This is a genomic window from Lysinibacillus sp. NPDC056185 (genome assembly GCF_047737915.1).
Taxonomy (GTDB): domain Bacteria; phylum Bacillota; class Bacilli; order Bacillales_A; family Planococcaceae; genus Lysinibacillus.
The window spans coordinates 203,453-224,385 of the sequence record NZ_JBLLLQ010000004.1 but is presented as its reverse complement, the minus strand read 5'-3'; the positions used below and the strand labels follow the sequence as shown (position 1 = coordinate 224,385).

The 20,933-nt window shown below is 38.6% G+C and carries 20 protein-coding genes; 19 read left to right on the top strand and 1 reads right to left on the bottom strand.

From position 1 onward, the window contains the following. Positions 1–154: 154 nt before the first annotated feature. The 5 genes from sucC (at position 155) to trmFO (ending at position 6,820) form a co-directional block, all read left to right on the top strand. A complete protein-coding gene (gene sucC / locus ACMZ42_RS06485; RefSeq protein ID WP_370075241.1) occupies positions 155–1,315 on the top strand; it encodes an ADP-forming succinate--CoA ligase subunit beta in 1,161 nt (386 codons plus the stop codon). Positions 1,316–1,332: 17 nt separating this feature from the next. Next, positions 1,333–2,235 (top strand): succinate--CoA ligase subunit alpha, encoded by a 903-nt coding sequence (gene sucD, locus ACMZ42_RS06480; protein ID WP_370042877.1) that lies wholly within the window; start codon positions 1,333–1,335, stop codon positions 2,233–2,235. 186 nt (positions 2,236–2,421) lie between these two features. After that, positions 2,422–3,318, top strand: coding sequence for a DNA-processing protein DprA (gene dprA / locus ACMZ42_RS06475; protein WP_370075239.1), 897 nt, complete (start codon positions 2,422–2,424; stop codon positions 3,316–3,318). A gap of 91 nt (positions 3,319–3,409) precedes the next feature. Continuing rightward, on the top strand, positions 3,410–5,488 hold the full coding sequence (gene topA, locus ACMZ42_RS06470) for a type I DNA topoisomerase (RefSeq protein WP_370075238.1): 2,079 nt from the start codon (positions 3,410–3,412) through the stop codon (positions 5,486–5,488). An 18-nt stretch (positions 5,489–5,506) separates the two neighbouring features. Further along, a complete protein-coding gene (gene trmFO, locus ACMZ42_RS06465; protein WP_402868145.1) occupies positions 5,507–6,820 on the top strand; it encodes an FADH(2)-oxidizing methylenetetrahydrofolate--tRNA-(uracil(54)-C(5))-methyltransferase TrmFO in 1,314 nt (437 codons plus the stop codon). Positions 6,821–7,077: 257 nt separating this feature from the next. Here the strand turns inward: trmFO and ACMZ42_RS06460 are convergent, their stop codons facing one another. Further along, positions 7,078–7,266 (bottom strand): hypothetical protein, encoded by a 189-nt coding sequence (locus tag ACMZ42_RS06460; protein ID WP_370075236.1) that lies wholly within the window; start codon positions 7,264–7,266, stop codon positions 7,078–7,080. A gap of 352 nt (positions 7,267–7,618) precedes the next feature. Here ACMZ42_RS06460 and xerC point away from each other — a divergent pair, with 352 nt between their 5' ends. The 14 genes from xerC to ACMZ42_RS06390 all read left to right on the top strand — a co-directional run bounded on the left by xerC (position 7,619) and on the right by ACMZ42_RS06390 (position 20,933). Next, positions 7,619–8,518 carry a tyrosine recombinase XerC gene (xerC, locus tag ACMZ42_RS06455; RefSeq protein WP_370075235.1) on the top strand — a complete coding sequence of 300 codons (900 nt, stop codon included), beginning with the start codon at positions 7,619–7,621 and terminating at the stop codon, positions 8,516–8,518. 20 nt (positions 8,519–8,538) lie between these two features. Beyond that, entirely contained in the window at positions 8,539–9,084 is a 546-nt protein-coding gene (gene hslV, locus ACMZ42_RS06450; protein WP_132357448.1) for an ATP-dependent protease subunit HslV, read from the top strand. Beyond that, positions 9,084–10,481: an ATP-dependent protease ATPase subunit HslU gene (hslU, locus tag ACMZ42_RS06445; protein ID WP_370075234.1), complete on the top strand. Its 1,398-nt coding sequence runs from the start codon at positions 9,084–9,086 to the stop codon at positions 10,479–10,481. The genes hslV and hslU overlap by 1 nt, the downstream gene beginning before the upstream one ends. An 87-nt stretch (positions 10,482–10,568) precedes the next feature. After that, positions 10,569–11,348 carry a GTP-sensing pleiotropic transcriptional regulator CodY gene (gene codY, locus ACMZ42_RS06440; protein ID WP_370075233.1) on the top strand — a complete coding sequence of 260 codons (780 nt, stop codon included), beginning with the start codon at positions 10,569–10,571 and terminating at the stop codon, positions 11,346–11,348. A gap of 960 nt (positions 11,349–12,308) precedes the next feature. Next, positions 12,309–12,701, top strand: a complete 393-nt coding sequence (gene flgB / locus ACMZ42_RS06435) for a flagellar basal body rod protein FlgB (protein ID WP_370075232.1) — start codon at positions 12,309–12,311, stop codon at positions 12,699–12,701. 3 nt (positions 12,702–12,704) lie between these two features. Further along, complete coding sequence (gene flgC / locus ACMZ42_RS06430; RefSeq protein ID WP_370075231.1) at positions 12,705–13,166, top strand: flagellar basal body rod protein FlgC; 462 nt, start codon at positions 12,705–12,707, stop codon at positions 13,164–13,166. A 23-nt stretch (positions 13,167–13,189) separates the two neighbouring features. Then, complete coding sequence (fliE, locus tag ACMZ42_RS06425; RefSeq protein ID WP_370075230.1) at positions 13,190–13,495, top strand: flagellar hook-basal body complex protein FliE; 306 nt, start codon at positions 13,190–13,192, stop codon at positions 13,493–13,495. A 353-nt stretch (positions 13,496–13,848) separates the two neighbouring features. Next, the gene (fliF, locus tag ACMZ42_RS06420) at positions 13,849–15,438 is read left to right on the top strand and encodes a flagellar basal-body MS-ring/collar protein FliF (protein ID WP_370075229.1); all 1,590 of its coding nucleotides are present in this window, start codon (positions 13,849–13,851) and stop codon (positions 15,436–15,438) included. Positions 15,439–15,453: 15 nt separating this feature from the next. After that, positions 15,454–16,467 (top strand): flagellar motor switch protein FliG, encoded by a 1,014-nt coding sequence (gene fliG / locus ACMZ42_RS06415; protein ID WP_053594207.1) that lies wholly within the window; start codon positions 15,454–15,456, stop codon positions 16,465–16,467. Beyond that, the gene (gene fliH / locus ACMZ42_RS06410; protein WP_370075228.1) at positions 16,460–17,248 is read left to right on the top strand and encodes a flagellar assembly protein FliH; all 789 of its coding nucleotides are present in this window, start codon (positions 16,460–16,462) and stop codon (positions 17,246–17,248) included. The genes fliG and fliH overlap by 8 nt, the downstream gene beginning before the upstream one ends. A gap of 5 nt (positions 17,249–17,253) precedes the next feature. Next, complete coding sequence (gene fliI, locus ACMZ42_RS06405) at positions 17,254–18,579, top strand: flagellar protein export ATPase FliI (RefSeq protein ID WP_132357440.1); 1,326 nt, start codon at positions 17,254–17,256, stop codon at positions 18,577–18,579. 1 nt (position 18,580) lies between these two features. Continuing rightward, on the top strand, positions 18,581–19,030 hold the full coding sequence (gene fliJ, locus ACMZ42_RS06400) for a flagellar export protein FliJ (protein ID WP_370075227.1): 450 nt from the start codon (positions 18,581–18,583) through the stop codon (positions 19,028–19,030). Between the two features lie 4 nt (positions 19,031–19,034). Then, complete coding sequence (locus ACMZ42_RS06395; protein WP_323652765.1) at positions 19,035–19,643, top strand: MotE family protein; 609 nt, start codon at positions 19,035–19,037, stop codon at positions 19,641–19,643. Between the two features lie 24 nt (positions 19,644–19,667). Then, positions 19,668–20,933: a flagellar hook-length control protein FliK gene (locus tag ACMZ42_RS06390; RefSeq protein ID WP_415730926.1), complete on the top strand. Its 1,266-nt coding sequence runs from the start codon at positions 19,668–19,670 to the stop codon at positions 20,931–20,933.

Sequence of the window (20,933 nt, the reverse complement as noted above, 5' to 3'; positions counted from 1 at the left end):
AAACTCTGTTTTAGTACACTAAACAGAAGAAAACGTCATATTAAAAGATAAAAAATGAATAAAAGACAAAGTGTAGACTTTATCAGAATCTTTCGTTAGAATAGATTATGTTAGTAAAACAATTTTATGCAAATGTTTGATGGGAGGATGTATTATGAATATCCATGAATATCAAGGGAAAGAGATTCTTAGAAAATATGGTGTAGCTGTACCGAACGGAAAAGTTGCTTTTTCCCCTGATGAAGCAGTGAAAGTAGCAAAGGAACTTGGCTCTAATGTGACAGTAGTCAAGGCGCAAATTCATGCAGGTGGACGCGGTAAAGCAGGTGGCGTAAAAATCGCTAAAAACCTTGACGAGGTGCGTACATATGCAAAAGAATTACTAGGCAAAATTTTAGTAACTCATCAAACAGGTCCTGAAGGAAAAGAAATAAAACGCTTATATATTGAAGAGGGTTCTGATATTCAAAAAGAATACTATTTAAGTTTAGTATTAGACCGCGCAACATCCCGTGTAACAGTGATGGGATCAGAAGAGGGCGGCATGGATATTGAGGAAGTAGCGGAATCACATCCAGAAAAAATCTTCAAAGAAGTTGTGGATCCTGTTGTGGGATTAACAGGTTTCCAGGCACGTCGCATGGCGTTCAATATGAATATTCCAGCTAACCTAGTAGGGAAAGCTGTTAAATTAATGTTAGGCTTATATCAAGCATTTATCGACAAAGATGCTTCTATTGTAGAAATTAATCCACTTGTTATAACTGGGCAAGGAGAAGTTTTGGCGTTAGATGCTAAATTTAATTTCGATGCAAATGCGTTGTATCGTCATAAAGATATTGTCGAATTACGTGATTTTGATGAAGAAGATCCAAAGGAAATCGAAGCATCAAAATATGACCTTAGCTATATTTCGTTAGATGGCAATATTGGCTGTATGGTTAATGGAGCTGGTCTTGCGATGGCTACAATGGACACAATTAGCTATTATGGCGGAAGCCCCGCTAACTTCTTAGATGTAGGTGGCGGCGCTACGGCAGAAAAAGTAACAGAAGCTTTCAAAATCATCCTTTCTGATTCACATGTAAAAGGCATCTTTGTAAACATTTTTGGCGGAATTATGAAATGTGACATTATCGCTGAGGGTGTTGTAGCAGCTGCCAAAGAAATTGGACTAGCTGTGCCGTTAGTTGTACGTTTAGAAGGTACAAATGTAGAACTTGGAAAAGAAATTTTAAATGCATCTGGTTTGAACATCGTTGCAGCGGATTCAATGGCTGACGGTGCACAAAAAATTGTGGGACTAGTAGGCTAAGGAAGGCAGGGAGAACAATGGCTGTATTTATTGATAAAGATACGAAGGTAATTGTACAAGGGATTACGGGCGAAACAGCGCTTTTCCATACGAAGCAAATGCTTGAGTATGGTACTAAAATTGTAGCTGGTGTAACACCAGGTAAAGGTGGTCTTGAAATCGAAGGAGTGCCTGTATTTAACACTGTAGTGGAAGCTGTAGCTGCAACAGGTGCGACAACTTCAGTTATTTATGTACCTGCTCCATTCGCGGCAGATGCTATTTTAGAGGCAGTTGATGCTGAATTAGAATTAACAATCTGTATTACTGAACATATTCCTGTCCTTGATATGGTTAAGGTTAAACGTTATATGGAAGGTAAAAAGACACGTCTAGTAGGTCCAAACTGTCCAGGTGTTATTACGGCAGATGAATGTAAGATTGGTATTATGCCAGGGTATATCCATACAAAAGGGCATGTAGGAGTTGTTTCCCGCTCTGGTACGTTAACATACGAGGCTGTACACCAATTAACACAAGCTGGTATTGGCCAAACTACAGCTGTAGGTATCGGTGGAGACCCTGTCAATGGTACAAACTTTATCGATGTTTTGGAAGCGTTTAACAACGATCCAGAAACATATGCAGTTGTAATGATCGGGGAAATTGGGGGTACAGCTGAAGAAGAAGCGGCTGAGTGGATTAAAGCAAATATGACGAAACCTGTCGTTGGCTTTATCGGTGGACAAACAGCACCTCCAGGAAAACGTATGGGTCACGCTGGTGCTATTATCTCAGGTGGTAAAGGAACAGCAGCAGAGAAAATTAAGGCAATGAATGCTGCTGGTATTGAAGTAGCGGAAACGCCATCTGTCATTGGTGACACACTTATTAAAGTAATCAAAGAAAAAGGGCTATACGAAAAGTGTAAAACCCATTAAAATGGAAGATGTAGCACACTGTGGCTACATCTTTTACTTTATGTAGACACGGCTTTAATATGCTTCTAACGGAATTGTGTTCAAGAACTTCCCACTTCCTACTTACTTTTAAGAACCTTTCCTAAAAAAGCTGTGTCATTAAAGATGCGGTCATTTAATTTCTTCTATTTAAAAGGAGGTTTTTAAATGATTTTTTCAGTCGATACACAGAGATTACTAGCTTTACATTATATATACCCATTACCACTTCAAAAACTTCAGCAATTACTGTCCCCGGTGGATATACTAAGTTATTTTGAAGACGCGCCCCCTTACGAGATTGCAAAAGCACTGCAACTACCATCTCAAAGAGCATTGGAAATATCCCGGAGCTTTCGACAAATTATGACATTCCCTTTTAGGGAAGCTTATGAACGGGCCAATATTTCCCCTATTCCTTTTCATCATCCTTTTTACCCGGCGCAATTATTTGAAATATCAAGTCCACCTACTGTATTGTATGTGAAAGGTCGGTATTCTCTATTAACGGACGAAAAACAAGTAGCCATTATAGGCTCTAGAAAGGCTACAACTTATACAAAGATTGCGATGGATCTAATCGTCCCACCACTTGTTGAACACGGATATACTGTCGTAAGCGGGCTTGCAAGAGGGGCAGATACGATCGCTCATGAGACAACCATAAAGGTTGGTGGTTCCACAATTGCAGTGCTTGGTCACGGGTTTAATTATTTATACCCTATGGAAAACCAGCCTCTCGCTGAGCATATGGCGGAGCATCAGTTACTTGTCACGGAGTATCCTCCGTATATGAAGCCTGAGAAATGGCATTTTCCAATGCGTAATCGAATAATTAGCGGATTGTCCAAAGCTTTAGTTGTAACCGAAGCAGCATTAAGAAGTGGAACGCTTATTACAACAGATTATGCATTAGAGCAAGGAAAAGATGTATTTGTTGTGCCGGGTCCAATTAATGCGGAGCAATCAAAAGGCACAAATAAACTACTATTAGAAGGAGCTATTCCGGTGTGCAATGGTCACGAAATCGTTGAAACACTTACTCTCTTTTCTAACAAAAATTGAAAAAAAGTTGCATTATCTTAAAATCTGTTATACATTTTGCAACAGGTAACTTAAAAAATTAGCAATAGACCTCTCTAAGGGGGAGACATAGATGGCGGATTATTTAGTGATTGTAGAATCACCAGCAAAAGCAAAAACAATTGAACGATATTTAGGGAAAAAATATAAAGTGAAAGCGTCAATCGGGCATGTTCGTGATCTACCACGTAGCCAAATGGGTGTTGGTCCTGAAAATGATTTTGAACCTAAATATATTACTATTCGTGGTAAAGGTCCTGTTTTACAGGACTTAAAGTCAGCAGCTAAAAAAGTGAAGAAAGTCTTTCTAGCGGCCGATCCAGACCGCGAGGGAGAAGCGATTGCTTGGCACCTTGCGACTGCGTTAAATATTGATATTCATTCAGATTGTCGTGTCGTTTTTAATGAAATTACAAAAGATGCGATTGTAGAATCTTTTAAAAATCCACGTCCTATTAATATGGATTTAGTAGATGCACAGCAAACACGTCGTATATTGGACAGACTTGTTGGTTATAACATTAGCCCGATTCTTTGGAAAAAAGTTAAAAAAGGATTATCAGCAGGACGAGTTCAATCTGTAGCACTACGCATGATTATTGATCGTGAAAATGAAATTAAAAACTTCCAACCGGAAGAATATTGGACAATTGAAGGTTCTTTTGAAAAAGGTAAGAAAACGTTCGATGCGCTTTATTATGGTAATGGCAAAGAAAAAATTAAATTAACAAATGAAGAACAAGTAAAATCTATTTTAAAAAATGTTAAAGGTACAAGTTTTGAAGTTGTCAATGTATCTAAAAAAGAACGTAAACGAAATGCAGCACCTGCTTTTACAACATCTTCTTTACAGCAAGAGGCCGCACGTAAGTTGAATTTCCGTGCTAAGAAAACGATGATGCTTGCGCAACAATTATATGAAGGTATCGATGTTGGTAAAAAAGAGGGAACAGTCGGTTTAATCACTTATATGCGTACCGACTCAACACGTATTTCGGATACAGCAAAAACAGAGGCAATTGCCTACATTGAATCTAAATACGGCAAAGAATTCATCTCCACAGAATCGAAGCAGGCTAAAAAAGCATCCAATGCACAAGATGCCCATGAGGCCATTCGTCCAACTAGTACGATACGAACTCCAGATGAATTAAAAGCAGTGCTTAGTCGCGACCAATTGCGCTTATATCGTTTAATTTGGGAGCGCTTTATCGCTAGTCAGATGGCGCCGGCTGTACTTGATACAGTTGCTGTTGATTTACAAAATGGGGATGTTTTATTCCGTGCAAACGGCTCACAAGTTAAATTTGCTGGCTTTATGAAGTTATATATTGAGGGTACGGATGATCAAACTGAAGAAACAACAAAGCTTCTACCTGAAATGGAAGTTGGCGATCAAGTAAAATCTCTTGAAATTGAGCCAAAGCAACATTTTACACAGCCACCACCACGCTATTCAGAGGCGCGTCTTGTAAAGACAATGGAAGAGTTAGGTATAGGGCGCCCGTCCACATATGCACCGACCCTCGATACAATTCAGCGCCGTGGCTATGTCGTATTAGATGCAAAACGATTTATGCCGACTGAGCTGGGAGAAATCGTGCACCAACTCGTATTAGAGTTTTTCCCTGATGAAATAAATATCGAATTCACAGCACAAATGGAGCAAGATTTGGATGATATTGAAGAAGGTAGTCGTCAGTGGAAAGAAATTGTCCGTGAGTTTTATAAGGATTTTGAGGTCCATGTAAAGCATGCAGATGAGGCTATGGAAAAGGTTGTTATAAAAGATGAACCGGCCGGCGAGGATTGTGAGCTTTGTGGATCTCCAATGGTCTTTAAGCTTGGACGATATGGGAAATTTATGGCTTGTTCAAACTTCCCAGATTGCCGCAATACAAAAGCTATTATGAAACCTATTGGCGTAAAATGCCCATCCTGTGAAACAGGCGAAATTGTAGAACGAAAGAGTAAAACAAAGCGTTTATTCTATGGCTGCAATCAGTACCCTGAGTGTGAATTTGTTTCTTGGGATAAGCCAATTAGTAGACCATGTCCGAAATGTAGTGCATTATTGGTAGAGAAAAAAATTAAAAAAGGTGTGCAAATTCAGTGTACGAAATGTGACTATGAAGAGACACCTACTCAATGATAGAAAGATGGTAAGAACATGACTGAACAAGTAGTAAATGTAATAGGCGCAGGTCTTGCGGGCAGTGAGGCTGCTTGGCAAATTGCTCAACGTGGTGTGAAAGTTAGACTTTATGAAATGCGTCCAGTAAAGCAAACACCAGCTCACCATACTGATAAATTTGCAGAGCTTGTTTGTTCAAACTCACTACGTGCAAATGGATTAACAAATGCCGTAGGTGTGATTAAAGAAGAGATGCGTATTTTAGATTCTGTTATTATGAAGGCAGCAGATGCATGTTCAGTACCAGCAGGCGGTGCCTTAGCAGTGGATCGTCATGAATTTGCGGGCTATGTGACAGACTCGGTGAAAAATCATCCTCTTGTCGAAGTAATTCATGAAGAAGTCACGGAAATTCCAGAAGGCATTACTGTGATCGCTACAGGACCACTAACATCGAAAGCTTTAGCTGAAAAAATTCAGAGCTTAACAGGTTTAGATTATTTATATTTCTATGATGCAGCAGCACCAATTATTGAAAAAGACAGCATTGATATGGAGAAAGTTTATTTAAAATCTCGTTATGATAAAGGGGAAGCAGCTTATTTAAACTGTCCTATGACAAAGGAAGAATTTGATCGTTTCCGTCAAGCGTTAATCGAAGCAGAGGTTGTGCCATTAAAAGAATTTGAAAAGGAAATTTACTTTGAAGGCTGTATGCCAATCGAAGTAATGGCTGCTCGCGGGGAGAAAACAATGTTATTTGGACCAATGAAGCCAGTAGGTCTAGAAGATCCAAAAACAGGGAAACGACCTTATGCTGTTGTTCAATTACGTCAGGATGATGCAGCAGGAACTCTTTACAATATAGTTGGCTTCCAAACACATTTAAAATGGGGACCACAGAAAGAAGTATTGCAATTAATTCCGGGATTAGAGAATGTTGAAATCGTTCGTTATGGAGTTATGCATAGAAATACATTCATTAATTCACCAAAGGTTCTAGAGAAAACTTATCAGCTTCGCGAGCGAAAAAATATTTTCTTTGCTGGCCAAATGACAGGTGTCGAGGGATATGTTGAATCTGCTGGTAGTGGATTAATTGCTGGTATAAATGCAGCTCGATTAGCATTAGGGCAAGAACAACTTATCTTCCCATTCGAAACGGCGTTAGGAAGTATGGCGCGTTATATAACAGAAGCACAATCTAAAAACTTCCAGCCAATGAACGTCAACTTTGGAATTTTCCCTGAACTACCACCAGGACGTCGTTCAAAACCAGAGCGTGCAGAGATGCATGCTACACGTGCAATAAGCACAATTCGTAATTTTGTGAATTCACAAACAATTTGATTGCAAAAAGCCTCTAAAAGTTGATATACTCTTAGAGGCTTTTTCTTTTTTGTAGGCAAAATGCTAATTTACACGAATTTTATTATTTTGTATGGAGATTTTCTCAAAATATAAACATTTCCACTTGCTATATGATGAAGATAGGTATAGTGTCAATATGTATGTTTTCTACATTAACAATACCCAAAGTGACAAACTAAAGAGGATCATCGAAAATTGACATTCTTTTAATGGCAAGTGAAAGCACTTTAGGCTCATCAGCCAACGTTGAATTGCATTTGTAAAAAACGTATGCCATGTATATAAGTTGATTGGAGTGGAGGCTGGGCGACTCCTTGGGGATCAGCGATAGAGGAACGAAGGCTAAAAACATCACGTCCTGTGATAACGCCTTCGTGACCAACATCTTGCTGCTGACGCTTCGTTAGCACTACGCTTTCGCGCAAAAAACATCTGTTGCCCCAAGTGGCTCATCGGACGCCCCCAGGAAGCTCTGCGCGAAAGCGAAGCGTCAGCGGCAAATGTTTTATCTGTGCGAAAGCGAAGCGTCAGCGGCAAATGTTTTATCTGTGCGAAAGCGAAGCGGCAGCAACAAATGTTTTCTGTAGCGAAAGCAAAGCGACAGCAACAAATGTTTTATCTGTGCGAAAGCGAAGCGACAGCAACAAATGTTTTCTGTAGCGAAAGCGAAGCGACAGCAACAAAGCGCCCAGCCGGAACGGAAATCAACCCCACGTTATGGTGATGACCCATAATTTGAGAAGATTATCAATAAATCCATTGGTGGTGAATCTTTTAATGTTAGTTTCGTCCCAAGATGCACTTGAGCAGTTTATGCTTTATATCCAAATTGAAAAAAACTTCTCTGTTCATACAGTGCGAGAGTATGAATCGGATCTACTAGATTTTTTAGCGTTTTTGCAGGCGGAGGGCGTAAATGATTTAGCTAGTGTTGAGTATATACATGCACGTCTTTATGTGACGAAGTTGTACGATGAAAAGAGAGCAAGATCATCGGTATCAAGGAAAATCTCCTCAATACGCTCCTTCTATCGCTTTCTAAATAGACAGTACGGATTAGATGATGGGGCATTTCGATCACTTTATCATCCCAAAAAAGAATCACGCTTACCTAGTTTTTTCTATGAAGAAGAGTTGAAGCAGTTATTTGATGCGAATGTTGGCGATGATTTGAAATCATTAAGAAATACGGCTATATTAGAGCTGTTATATGCGACAGGTATTCGTGTAAGTGAGCTCACATCTATTCAAGTAGAAGATGTTGATTTCCATTATTCAATTATTAGGGTAATGGGAAAAGGGCGAAAAGAACGTATTATTCCATTCGGGCAATTTGCGAGTTTAGCTATGCAGGATTACATAGAGCAAGCTCGTCCACGATTGATGAAAAACACAAGTCATCAGCAATTGTTTGTCAACATGCGCGGTGGGGAACTTACTCCTCGAGGTGTACGTCATATTTTAACTGAAATGATTGACAAGGCCTCGCTCCATACGAAAATATATCCACATATGCTTCGCCATACTTTTGCCACACATTTATTGAATAATGGCGCAGATTTACGTACGGTGCAGGAGTTATTAGGCCACGCTCATTTAACTTCTACACAAGTTTACACACATGTAACAAAAGAGCATCTTCGTCAAACATATATGAATGCTCATCCAAGGGCATAATAAGCTAAGGAGGAAGGCAAATGGGACAAATTCATGCGACAACGATATTTGCGGTTCATCATAATGGAGCTTGCGCTATGGCAGGTGATGGTCAAGTAACCCTAGGGAATGCGGTTGTAATGAAGGGTACAGCAAGGAAGGTCAGACGTCTGTTTAATGGGCAGGTACTTGCCGGATTTGCCGGATCGGTTGCCGATGCTTTTACACTTTTTGAAATGTTTGAAGGAAAGTTAAATGAATACAATGGCAACTTACAACGTGCAGCGGTTGAAGTAGCTAAGCAATGGCGCGGTGATAAAATGCTACGTCAATTAGAGGCCATGCTGCTTGTAATGGATAAAAGTACGCTCCTTCTTGTTTCAGGTACGGGAGAGGTAATTGAACCGGATGATGGGGTTTTGGCAATTGGTTCTGGAGGAAACTATGCATTATCAGCAGGTCGTGCTCTGAAAAAATATGCGGGTGATACAATGTCTGCTCGCGAAATTGCAGAAGCAGCATTAGAAACTGCTGCTGAAATCTGTGTGTTTACGAATCATAATATTATCGTGGAGGCGCTTAACTAATGACAAAAAATAATTTAACGCCAAGACAAATTACTGAGCATTTGGATCGTTATATCGTTGGACAAAATGAAGCGAAGCGAGCGGTAGCTATTGCGTTACGTAATCGATATCGTCGCTCACTGTTAAGTGATGAGATGAAGGCTGAGGTAATTCCAAAAAATATTTTGATGATTGGACCTACAGGTGTCGGAAAAACAGAAATTGCACGAAGAATTGCAAAGCTAACGAATGCACCATTTGTGAAGGTAGAAGCAACAAAGTTTACAGAAGTAGGGTACGTTGGACGCGACGTAGAGTCAATGGTACGTGATGTAGTAGAAGCTTCTCATCGTCTTGTAAAAGAAGAAATGACGGAGTCTGTAAAGGACCAAGCAGAAGAATTAGCAAACGAAGCCATCGTTAAGCTATTGGTTCCTTCCTTACGAAAAAAACAGTCTATGCAAAATCCATTTGAAATGTTATTTGGTGGGAAAGAACCGCAAGCCAATGACGATTCCTCTGAAGAAACTGAAGTACGCTCCAAACGTGCGCAAATCGCTATCGATTTACGCAATGGTAAATTAGAAAATGAATGGGTTACAGTTGAAGTAACGGAACAAAATTCTTCTATTTTCGATGCGTTACAAGGAACTGGCATGGATATGTCAGCTAACAGTGGCATGCAGGATATGTTATCTAATTTGATGCCTAAAAAGCAGAAGAAACGCCGTGTACAAGTGAAAGACGCGCGCCGTATTCTAACAATAGAGGAAGCAAATAAGCTTATAGATGCAGATGAAGTTGCCCAAGAAGCTATTTCAAGAGCTGAACAGTCAGGTATTATTTTTATTGATGAGATTGATAAAATCGCTAGTAAGGATGGTAACTCCTCTGCGAATGTATCACGTGAGGGTGTGCAACGTGATATTCTGCCAATCGTTGAAGGTTCTACTGTAACGACGAAGTACGGTGCTGTCAAAACAGACTTTATGTTGTTCATTGCTGCTGGAGCATTTCATATGTCAAAGCCATCAGATCTAATTCCTGAATTGCAAGGACGATTCCCGATTCGAGTAGAGCTTGAAAAATTAACGAAACAAGATTTTGTACGTATTTTGAAAGAGCCAGACCAATCACTTATTTTGCAATACAAGGCATTATTAGAAACAGAAGGCGTGGAAATAAACTTTACGGAAGACGCGATTGAACGAATTGCAGAAATTGCAACCGAGGTCAATCAAGCGACAGATAATATTGGAGCTCGACGTTTACACACAATTTTAGAACGTTTATTGGAAGAATTATCGTTTGAAGCTGCAGAAATTGCGCCTGCGAATATTCCAATTAATGCTGCATATGTAGATCAAAAACTTGCGGGTATAGTAAAAAACAAAGATTTGTCACAGTTTATATTGTAAGCTAAGGCTGAATAGTTTCATTCAGTTATAAAAAACTTTAGAATATTAAGTAAATACTCTTCGGATTATTTATAGGAGGAACATATAATGAATTTATTAGAAAAAACACGTAAAATTAACTCGATGCTCCAAGCATCTGCTGGTAAGCCGGTAAACTTTAAAGAAATGGCAGATACATTAGGAGATATTATTGACAGTAATGTTTATATTGTGAGCCGTAAAGGGAAGCTTTTAGGCATTTCAATTCATCAACAAATTGAAAACGAACGTATGAAAAAGATGTTCGAAGAGCGTCAATTCCCAGAAGCGTATACACATAGCTTGTTTACAATTTCTGGAACATCTTCAAACCTAGATATTAATGACGAACATACTGCTTTCCCAGTTGAAAACAAAGAGCTATTCCAAAATGCATTAACAACGATTGTTCCGATTGTTGGTGGTGGTGAGCGTCTAGGTACATTAATTCTTGCTCGTTTATCTTCACAATTCGAGGATGATGATTTAATTTTAGCTGAGTATGGTGCAACAGTAGTTGGTATGGAAATTTTACGTGAAAAATCTGAGGAAATTGAAGAGGAAGCTCGTAGCAAAGCTGTTGTACAAATGGCAATTAATTCTCTTTCATACAGTGAGTTAGAAGCTATTGAACATATCTTTGAAGAGCTTGACGGCCATGAAGGTCTACTTGTTGCTTCAAAAATTGCAGACCGAGTTGGCATTACACGTTCAGTAATCGTAAACGCATTACGTAAACTAGAATCTGCAGGTGTAATCGAATCTCGCTCTCTAGGTATGAAAGGTACTTACATTAAAGTACTAAACGGTAAATTCTTAAATGCATTAGCTGAAATTAAAATGAAATAATAAAACGTTCTTTAGGAACGATGTTAGGCATCTGGAATGGATTTTCCAGATGCCTTTTAACTTCTCTCATATCTTTTTTTAACGTTAGTGAAACGACAGGTACAGAAGTCTTCCACCACTATAGATGGTGAGATAAATGTGGATTTAAGTTACTTTTCTATAGGTGTCCAAACACCTGAAACTGTCCTATGCTTCCTTTTTTGCGCAGATAAACAAAAGCAGCTCATTGGACGCCCCAAGTCGGTACAGAAATCACCCCCCTCGTTTTGCATAAAGATTTAATATGACACTTAAAATTCATTAGTAACATGAAGGCATCAGGAATAATTGTGTTCCAGATGCCTTTTTGAACTTTTCCGTATTTCGACAAGAAATCGACGAAAATTTCAGCTGATTTACAATGCTCTAATTAAGTCGAACTATGTTATAGTACTAAATAGGGGGGAGAAATAATCTATGTTTTAATTCTTTTCCTCATCTCCTATAGGTATGTTTTCAACCCTTATAGACGCAATTATCATTGCTTTCTCCCTAAATTAGATTTTTTGAGTATGCATTACTTTTTGCATAAATGAAAAAAATAGATGCTCCAATTGATACTTATAAGACAGTCTAGAATAACTATTCTGAATTTTAAGTATTTTTTACAACTTGTACTTAAATAGTAAAAAGGAACTCTAATATAGACATTGTGTCTACTGATATTTTGTTAAAAAAAGGAAAAAAATCAATCCTAAAACCGTAAACACTGTCTGAGTAGTGTAAATTAACTAGATATGTGTTGTGTCCTGTGAAGCCTGTAGTAGCAAGGGGTGCGGAAGTATTGTCCTGGTTATTTGCGAATAAAAATAGGTCTGATATACTATTAAAAAGGGACAAAAGACAATAGACACTAGGTATCATCTTAATTACAATTGTGTTATTGGATAAAAAATGAAATACATAAATGAGGTGAGTGTTTTGGATTTGTTTGGAGGAACTATTAGTAGTTTGGAAAACGGACTTTCCTATGCAACTTTGAATCATAAAACGATCGCTAATAACATTGCGAATGTCGATACGCCGAACTATAAGGCGAAAAGTGTAAGTTTTAAAGATATGTTGGAGAAAGAACAACAAATGTCACTGTCGGCATATCGTACTGATAGTAGACATTATGATTTCGAGATTCGACAATCAACACCTGGAGTGAATAATGTTGATGGCTTACGTTATCGAAATAACGGTAATGCCGTAGATATGGATGCTGAACAGGCGAAACTAGCGGAAAATCAAATTTATTACAACGCATTAATTGAACGTATGAACGGTAAGTTAAACACATTAAATACTGTTATTAAAGGAGGTAAGTAATAGATGTCTATTTTTCATGGAATGAATACCACTGCCTCAGCTTTAACAGCACAGCGTTTACGAATGGATGTCATTTCTTCAAATATGGCAAACATGGATTCAACGCGATCTAAACAAGTGAATGGGGAGTGGGAACCATACCGTCGAAAGTCTGTGACATTTACAGCACAAGAGGGACAGTTTTCAAATTTCTTTAATGTAGCACTTGGTAAAAACGCAAAAAGTGGCGTTGGTAACGGCGTAAAAGTTACACAAATAAAAGAGGATACAGAAACACCTTTCAAACTTGTGTATGATCCAACTCATCCCGATGCAAATGCAGATGGTTATGTAAATATGCCAAATGTAGATCCATTAAAAGAAATGGTAGATTTAATGTCAGCTACTCGTTCCTACGAGGCAAACGTAACTGTATTGAATGCAAATAAATCCATGCTGACAAAGGCTTTAGAGATTGGAAGATAAATAAGAAGAAAGGAAGATACATAATGACAATTTCGTCCGTTTCACAAATGACACCTATGCAGGTTGTAAATGAAACAAATAAACTTAAAACGACACCTTATGAAGCACAACAGAGCTTTGCGAACTCGTTAAAAGAAGCAATATCGAAAGTAAATGATCAACAAATTACTTCTGACAATCTTACTCAAAAGTTAATTAATGGAGGAGATGTAGAGTTGCACGAAGTGATGATTGCATCACAAAAAGCGAGCATTACATTAAATGCAACAATTGAAGTTCGCAATAAGGTGATTGAAGCTTACCAAGAAATAATGCGAATGAGTGTCTAACTTTATTTGAACAAGTGATTACATTCACTATTGAAGTAAAGAATATATCCCATAATTTATACTTTTTTAAATGAATGATTGATGTAGAGGATTGACGACTCCTTAAGGATTACGTTACAGATAATACCCTGGAGACAGAAGTGGCGAAGGTTAAAAGCATCAAGTCTTGAGATAATGCCTTGACCAACATCCTGATTGCCACAAGTGTGGCTCATCGGACGCTCCTAGGAAAAAGACTAATCGAAACGGAAATCAACCCGTTATGGTGATGATATTGATTGAATGTTATGGGATACCACTGTTTTCGCGAATTATTAGATGGATAGGTTATTCACTATAACCGGAGGATCATAATGAATGAACGATTGACGAAAATAAAAAACGACACCAGCCAATTTTGGACAAGTCGTAGTAAAAAACAAAAAATTGTGATGATTGGTTCTTTAGTAGGGGTTGTAGCACTTGCTATAGTTATTACAATTTTTGCTACAAAAACTACATATGTACCACTTTATAAGGATTTATCGACAAGAGAAATCGGACAAGTGAAGGAAGCGCTAGACACTCAAGGTGTAAAGTATGAAATTGAACCGGGAGGGACATCGATTTCAGTCCCTGAAGACCAAGTAGATTCATTGCTAGTGCAGTTGGCATCGGACGGATATCCGCAAACAGGGTCGATTGATTACTCTTTTGCAAAGGGCTCTGGATTTGGTATGACAGATAATGAGTTTAACCTCTTAAAAAAAGCAGCAACTGAAACAGAAGTTGCAAAGCTCATTAAAAATCTAGATGGTGTAAAAGATGCAAAGGTAATGATCAACGTTCCAGAAGAGGGCGTTTTCTTAAAGGATGTTAAAGATGAAGCGACAGCATCTATTGTTTTAAATACAGACCCTGGCTATAAATTTACAGAGCAACAAATTGCCACTATGTACAATTTAGTAGCAAAAAGTGTTCCGAATTTAAACACGGATAACATTGTTATTTCTAACCAATTCTCCGAGTACTTTGATCTACATGCTGCAACTGCTGATGGAACTTCAACAACGACAGCTGAAGGTCAGCTACAAGCGAAGAAATTGGTTGAGCGCGACCTACAGCGACAAGTTCAAAGTATGCTAGGTACGCTTATGGGACAAGACAAAGTAGTAGTTTCTGTGACAACAGACATTGATTTCAAAAAAGAAAATCGTGAAGAAAACCTAGTTACACCGGTTGACGAAGAGAATATGGCAGGAATAGAAATTAGTGCTCAACGTATTTCGGATCAATATTCTGGTACAGCTGCGGCTACTGGTACACCTGAAGCTGAAACGACAACAGATAACTTTACCACTTATAACGAAGGTACCATGGGTAACGGGGATTCCGAGCATACCGAAGAAACAATTAATTATGACGTAAACCGTATACGCAAAGAGATCCAAGAGGCACCATATAAAGTTCAAGATATAGGTATCCAAGTAATTGTTGAACCACCGACAGGAGCTGACGCAGGAACGTTACCAAATGGGGTTCAAGAGGATATCCAGAAAATTTTAAGTACTATTGTTCGTACGACGATTTCTAAAGATGTAGCAGCAGAACTTACTCAAGATCAAATCGATGAAAAAGTAGCTGTTTCAGTGCATCCTTTAAATGGTAAAGCAACAGAGACAGCTAGTGAAAAATCTGTTATTCCATGGTGGGTTTGGGTAATCGGCGGCATATTACTAGCTGTAATATTATTGCTTGCATTCTTCATTATCCGTTCACGTAAACGTGCGGAAGAAGAAGAAGAACTTAGTATCCTAGATGAACAAGAAGAATTAATGATTGAAGATATTAATGAAGAAATTGAAACGGAAGCTACAATGCGTCGTAAGCAGCTTGAAAAAATGGCAAAAGATAAGCCAGACGATTTTGCGAAGTTACTGCGTAGTTGGATTGCGGAAGACTAACTAGGAGGTTCGACTGTGTCCAAGAAAGATAAAGAATTAACTGGAAAACAAAAGGCCGCGCTCTTGTTAATTTCATTAGGGCCTGAGGTTTCAGCTTCTGTTTACAAACATTTAACAGAAGAGGAAATTGAACGCTTAACATTAGAGATTTCAAGCGTTAAAAAAGTAGAAGCAAACGTTAAAGAAGAAATTATTGAAGAATTTCACAATATTGCACTTGCGCAAGACTATATTACACAGGGTGGTATTGGTTACGCGAAGACAGTATTGGAAAAAGCACTTGGTGTAGAACAGGCGCAAACAATTATTAATCGTCTAACATCTTCTTTGCAAGTGCGTCCATTTGACTTTGCGCGTAGAGCTGATCCAGCACAGATTTTTAACTTTATTCAAAATGAACATCCACAAACAATTGCCCTTATTCTATCTTATTTAGAGGCAGGGCAAGCGGGTGTTATTTTATCTTCATTACCACAGGAAGTACAAGCTGATATTGCTAAACGTATAGCCGTAATGGAATCAACTTCTCCAGAAGTTATTAGTGAAATTGAATCTGTATTAGAGCGTAAATTATCATCAACCGTTACACAGGATTACACGGAAACGGGTGGCATTGACGCAGTTGTTGAAGTGTTAAATGGTGTAGACCGACAAACGGAAAAAACGATTCTCGATGCACTCGAAATTCAAGATCCAGAGCTTGCTGAAGAAATCAAAAAACGTATGTTTGTATTCGAGGATATTGTTACGCTCGACAACCGCTCAATTCAACGTGTTATTCGTGATTGTGAAAATGAAGACTTACTGCTTTCAATGAAAGTTTCAAGCGAAGAAGTAAAAGATATTATTTTCCGCAATATGTCACAACGTATGGCTGAGACATTTAAGGAAGAAATGGAAATTATGGGACCTGTACGTCTGCGTGATGTAGAGGAGGCACAATCTCGAATTGTTGCTGTCATTCGTCGCTTAGAGGATGCTGGTGAGATTATTATTGCACGTGGTGGAGGAGATGACGTCATTGTCTAGAATCATCCGTTCTGTATATACACAGTCCAATGGCGATCATGTCAAAAAAATTCAAATTCGTGACATGTTTGAGATGCAAGAGGTAGAGAACGGAGAAGTTCCACCTCAAAAACAAATTACTATCGAAGAAGTGCTAGAAGAGCGCGAACGTTTATTTGCAGAGGCTAGAGCTACTTTACAAGCTGAACGTGAGGCTTTTGAACAAGAAAAGCAAATGTTCTTTCAGGAAATTGAACATTTAAAGCAAGGTTGGGAAGAAGAACGACCTAATCGAGTGCAAGAAGCTTATGATGAAGGATTTGGTCAAGGCTATGAGGACGGGATAAACAAAGCTAATGAAGCGATGGCGCAATCTCTCCAAACGGCCAATGAAATAATCATTCATGCAGGGGAAAATGCTCGGAAATATATTGAAGATCAGGAATCGATTATTTTAGAGCTAGGCTTAACTACAGCAGAGCGAATTATTGATGCATCTTTAGAGCGAGACAACGAATTATTTGTTTCAATCGTTCATAGAGGACTTAAAGAAGCGAGAGAAATGAAAGAAATAAAAATTTATGTTTCGCCTACCTACTATGCTTTAATTACTGCTAATCGGGATGAACTAGCTGAAATGTTCCCAACTGACGTACCATTTATGATTTTTGTAAATGAGGAGTTAGAAAATGAAACAGATTGTTATATTGAAACAAATCATGGCCGTATTGTTGTAAGTATTGATGAGCAATTGAACGAACTAAGATTGAAGCTACATGAAATATTAGAAAGTAAGGAATGATCTAGATGAAAACGGCTCAATTAATCGAACAAATTCCTCAAATACCAACCTTTAAAAAATTTGGTAGAGTAACTAGAGTTGTCGGCTTGATGATTGAGTCACAAGGTCCAGATAGTTCTATTGGTGATGTCTGTAAAATTCATGTGGAAACTTCTAAAAACGGCCATCAAATCATCTTAGCAGAGGTTGTAGGCTTCAAAGATGAAATTGTCGTCTTAATGCCTTTTACTTCGCTTCGAGAAATATCAATTGGCTGCCTAGTCGAAGGTACAGGGGCACCGCTTGAGGTAAAAGTGGGCCCTGAGCTAATCGGTAAGGTACTTGATTCTATGGGGAATCCAATAGATGGAACTGTATTACCGAAAGGATTAATGACAGTTCCGACAGAGCAGGACCCACCCAATCCACTAACGCGCCCGCCGATAAATGAAAGACTTGAAGTAGGTGTTAAAGCAATTGATGGCATGCTAACAGTGGGTAATGGACAACGTGTTGGTATTTTCGCTGGTTCTGGGGTCGGGAAAAGTACATTGCTCGGTATGATTGCGCGAAATACCCAAGCAGATTTAAACGTAATCGCGCTAATTGGGGAACGTGGTCGTGAGGTTCGTGAGTTTATAGAGCGTGATTTAGGACCAGAGGGTTTAAGTCGATCGATAGTAGTAGCTGCTACCTCTGATCAGCCTGCACTAATGCGAATTAAAGGGGCCTTTACCGCAACAGCGATTGCTGAATATTTTAGAAATCGCGGCTTAAATGTCATGTTGATGATGGACTCTGTGACTCGTGTTGCTATGGCGCAGCGTGAAATCGGTCTTGCGACAGGTGAACCACCAGCTCAAAAAGGTTATACACCATCTGTATTTGCGATTTTACCTAAACTATTAGAACGCACAGGTACTAATGAGAAAGGCTCTATTACTGCCTTTTATACAGTGTTAGTAGATGGTGATGATATGAATGAGCCAATTGCAGATACGGTGCGAGGGATTTTAGATGGTCATATAGTCCTTGATCGAAACCTTGCTAATAAAGGTCAATATCCAGCTATTAATGTATTAAAAAGTGTCAGCCGTTTGATGAATCATGTGGCAGAGCCAGAGCACAAAAAGGCTGCAGAACGATTAAGGGAGCTCTATTATACATATGACAAGTCAGAGGATTTAATTAATATCGGTGCCTATAAGACAGGAACATCAAAAGAAATTGATGAAGCCATTTACTATGAACCTCTCATTACCGCTTATTTAAAGCAAGGCTATTTAGATAAGGTGACCCTAGAGGAAAGCAAGAATGAGTTAATTTCATTATCGATTGGTGGTGGAAAATAGGGTGGTAAGCTATATATATCGTTTTGAAAAAGTGTTAACCATTCGAGAGCAAGAAAAAAATGAAACAGAAATTGCCTATAAAGAATCTGTACGTTCTTTTGAAGAAATTGCAACTAAGCTATATGAGTTGTTAAAAAAGAAAGAAGATTTAATAGAGTTTCAGCAGGAGCGTTTAGCTGTAGGTTCATCAATAGAAGAAGTTCATCACTATGCACGGTTTATTGATAGCCTCGAAAAAACAATTACTGATGTACAGCAAAAAGTTGTTCAAGCTCGTGCAAAAATGAATTGGCACGAAGAAAAATTATTAGAAAAAAACTTGGAAGTACGTAAATTTGAAAAAATGCGAGAGAAAGATTTTAAAGTGTTTCAGCAGGAACAGGATCGTATCGAAGGCATTTTTTTAGATGAGATTTCATTGCTTACGTATAACAAGAGAGAAATCAGGTGATTTCATGGCGAAAACAGACAATCGACTTAAAGCAGAATTAGTAGAACAACCGCCTAAACGTAAATCAGGAGGCTTGCGAAAGTTTTTTACGTGGTTTGTAATACCTATTATGTTTGTAGCGGCAGTTCTACTTGTTGTTGCAACCCTAATGAATACGAATGTTTTTGATTTAGGGAAAAAGGCAGTTCAAAGCTTACCATTCGTTCCTTCAGAAGAACAACAAGCAAAAGATGCTGTCGTTAATAATGATTCCAAAGTTGTAAAGTTACAGGCCGAAATACAAGAAAAAGAAGCGGAAATCGTACAGCTTCAAAAAAAGATGGATACGGCAACAACTGAAAAAGAAAAGTTAACGACAGAAAATGAACAGTTAAAATTTGAAATTGAAAAATTAAATAGGGAGCAAAGTGATGTAAAGCGTGACTTTACTGATATTTTAAAAACATTTGATAAAATGTCCCCTAAAGCAGCAGCGCCAGTTCTTATTAAAATGAGCGATACTGAAGCACTTCGTATTTTAACAAACTTAAAACCAGATAAATTAGCTGCGATTTTAGAAAAAATGGATCCACAAAATGCTGCTAAATATACAGAAATGATGGCTAAACAATAAGGAAATCTGAAGGGGGGTGAAAAAATGGATGTGGCAATGATGCAAATGATGTCTAAGGCTATACCAGCTAAAACAGCAGCTACAAAACCTACAACATCAGGTGATTCCAATGTGAATGCAAATGGACCGTCGAACAAGTTTGGGTCTGTTTTTGGACAGATTATTTCTTCTTCAAATCAAATACAGCAGCCTACACAGTCAACAGACATAAAAGATACATCTGATTTGACAGCAGTTTTAAATGCTGAATCTATAGAAGACGTACTAGACTTACTGGGTATTCCACACGACGATGGCTTGTTAATGCTTCAAATTGGTGATGAAGGCAAAGCTGTTGCAATTGATGAAATGTTAAATCTGGATAACCTAATGGATGCATTGGGGATTGATACCGAGCAACTTCAACAATTAGTACAACAGTTGCTAGGAGAAGATAAAGAAGCAAAAGATGTATGGGAGCTTTTAGCAATAGTAGACGCTCAGGCACCAATGCTTCAAACGCAAATCGTAGCAGCTTTACAAGGCGAAGGACAAGTGACTCCAAAGGAAACAGCGCCATTACTTCAAGTGTTAAAGTTAGCACAATTAGTTGGGCAAAAAACGGACTTAACAGCATCACAAGAAAACTTGCTAACTGACATAAAAAGTCTTTTGACAACGATTCAAACACAAGTAGAGACGACTCTATCTGAACAGCAAGTAACAACTAAAACAACAGTAACGCTTCCGTTGCAAGGCTTCCAAAAAGTAGTTCAACAAGTTCAGGTTACAAAGCAGACAGACACAAGTCCTAATGAAATGGTGACTTCTAATACAGTCCAAACAAAAGCAGACACGTTCCAAGTGACACTGCCGGCCGCAAAGCCAGCACAGTCTGAGGCATTTTTGAAAGAGATGCAAGCAATCATCAATAAAGCCCAAATCTCGAATGCACAAGGTGTTACACGCTTAACTTTGAAATTGTATCCTGAAAATCTAGGAACAATACGTATCGAGCTTGTGCAAAATGACGGTGTCCTGACAGCACGACTACTGGCTTCTACGGCTCATGGACGTGAATTACTTGATAGCCAGGCACATCAATTAAAGCAAGCCTTTGTACAGCAAAATATTCAAGTTGATCGCCTCGATATTGCTCAATCATTGCAAGACGCAGATCGCCAACAACGCGACCAAAGCTTCTTCAATAATTTCTTCAAGCAACAACAGCAAGATGAGCAGGAGCAAAAAAACGACGATGACGATGAAGGCAAGACCTTTAGTGACTATCTAATAAGTGAGGAGGTGTAG

What these genes read in the sequence shown, in the direction of transcription:
- hslU (WP_370075234.1), top strand. Translation starts at nt 9,084, where the DNA reads ATGACAAAAAATAATTTAACGCCAAGACAAATTACTGAGCATTTGGAT.
- xerC (WP_370075235.1), top strand. Translation starts at nt 7,619, where the DNA reads ATGTTAGTTTCGTCCCAAGATGCACTTGAGCAGTTTATGCTTTATATC.
- fliE (WP_370075230.1), top strand. Translation starts at nt 13,190, where the DNA reads ATGACAATTTCGTCCGTTTCACAAATGACACCTATGCAGGTTGTAAAT.
- fliI (WP_132357440.1), top strand. Translation starts at nt 17,254, where the DNA reads ATGAAAACGGCTCAATTAATCGAACAAATTCCTCAAATACCAACCTTT.
- ACMZ42_RS06390 (WP_415730926.1), top strand. Translation starts at nt 19,668, where the DNA reads ATGGATGTGGCAATGATGCAAATGATGTCTAAGGCTATACCAGCTAAA.
- fliF (WP_370075229.1), top strand. Translation starts at nt 13,849, where the DNA reads ATGAATGAACGATTGACGAAAATAAAAAACGACACCAGCCAATTTTGG.
- hslV (WP_132357448.1), top strand. Translation starts at nt 8,539, where the DNA reads ATGGGACAAATTCATGCGACAACGATATTTGCGGTTCATCATAATGGA.
- sucC (WP_370075241.1), top strand. Translation starts at nt 155, where the DNA reads ATGAATATCCATGAATATCAAGGGAAAGAGATTCTTAGAAAATATGGT.
- sucD (WP_370042877.1), top strand. Translation starts at nt 1,333, where the DNA reads ATGGCTGTATTTATTGATAAAGATACGAAGGTAATTGTACAAGGGATT.
- topA (WP_370075238.1), top strand. Translation starts at nt 3,410, where the DNA reads ATGGCGGATTATTTAGTGATTGTAGAATCACCAGCAAAAGCAAAAACA.
- ACMZ42_RS06395 (WP_323652765.1), top strand. Translation starts at nt 19,035, where the DNA reads ATGGCGAAAACAGACAATCGACTTAAAGCAGAATTAGTAGAACAACCG.
- flgC (WP_370075231.1), top strand. Translation starts at nt 12,705, where the DNA reads ATGTCTATTTTTCATGGAATGAATACCACTGCCTCAGCTTTAACAGCA.
- trmFO (WP_402868145.1), top strand. Translation starts at nt 5,507, where the DNA reads ATGACTGAACAAGTAGTAAATGTAATAGGCGCAGGTCTTGCGGGCAGT.
- codY (WP_370075233.1), top strand. Translation starts at nt 10,569, where the DNA reads ATGAATTTATTAGAAAAAACACGTAAAATTAACTCGATGCTCCAAGCA.
- dprA (WP_370075239.1), top strand. Translation starts at nt 2,422, where the DNA reads ATGATTTTTTCAGTCGATACACAGAGATTACTAGCTTTACATTATATA.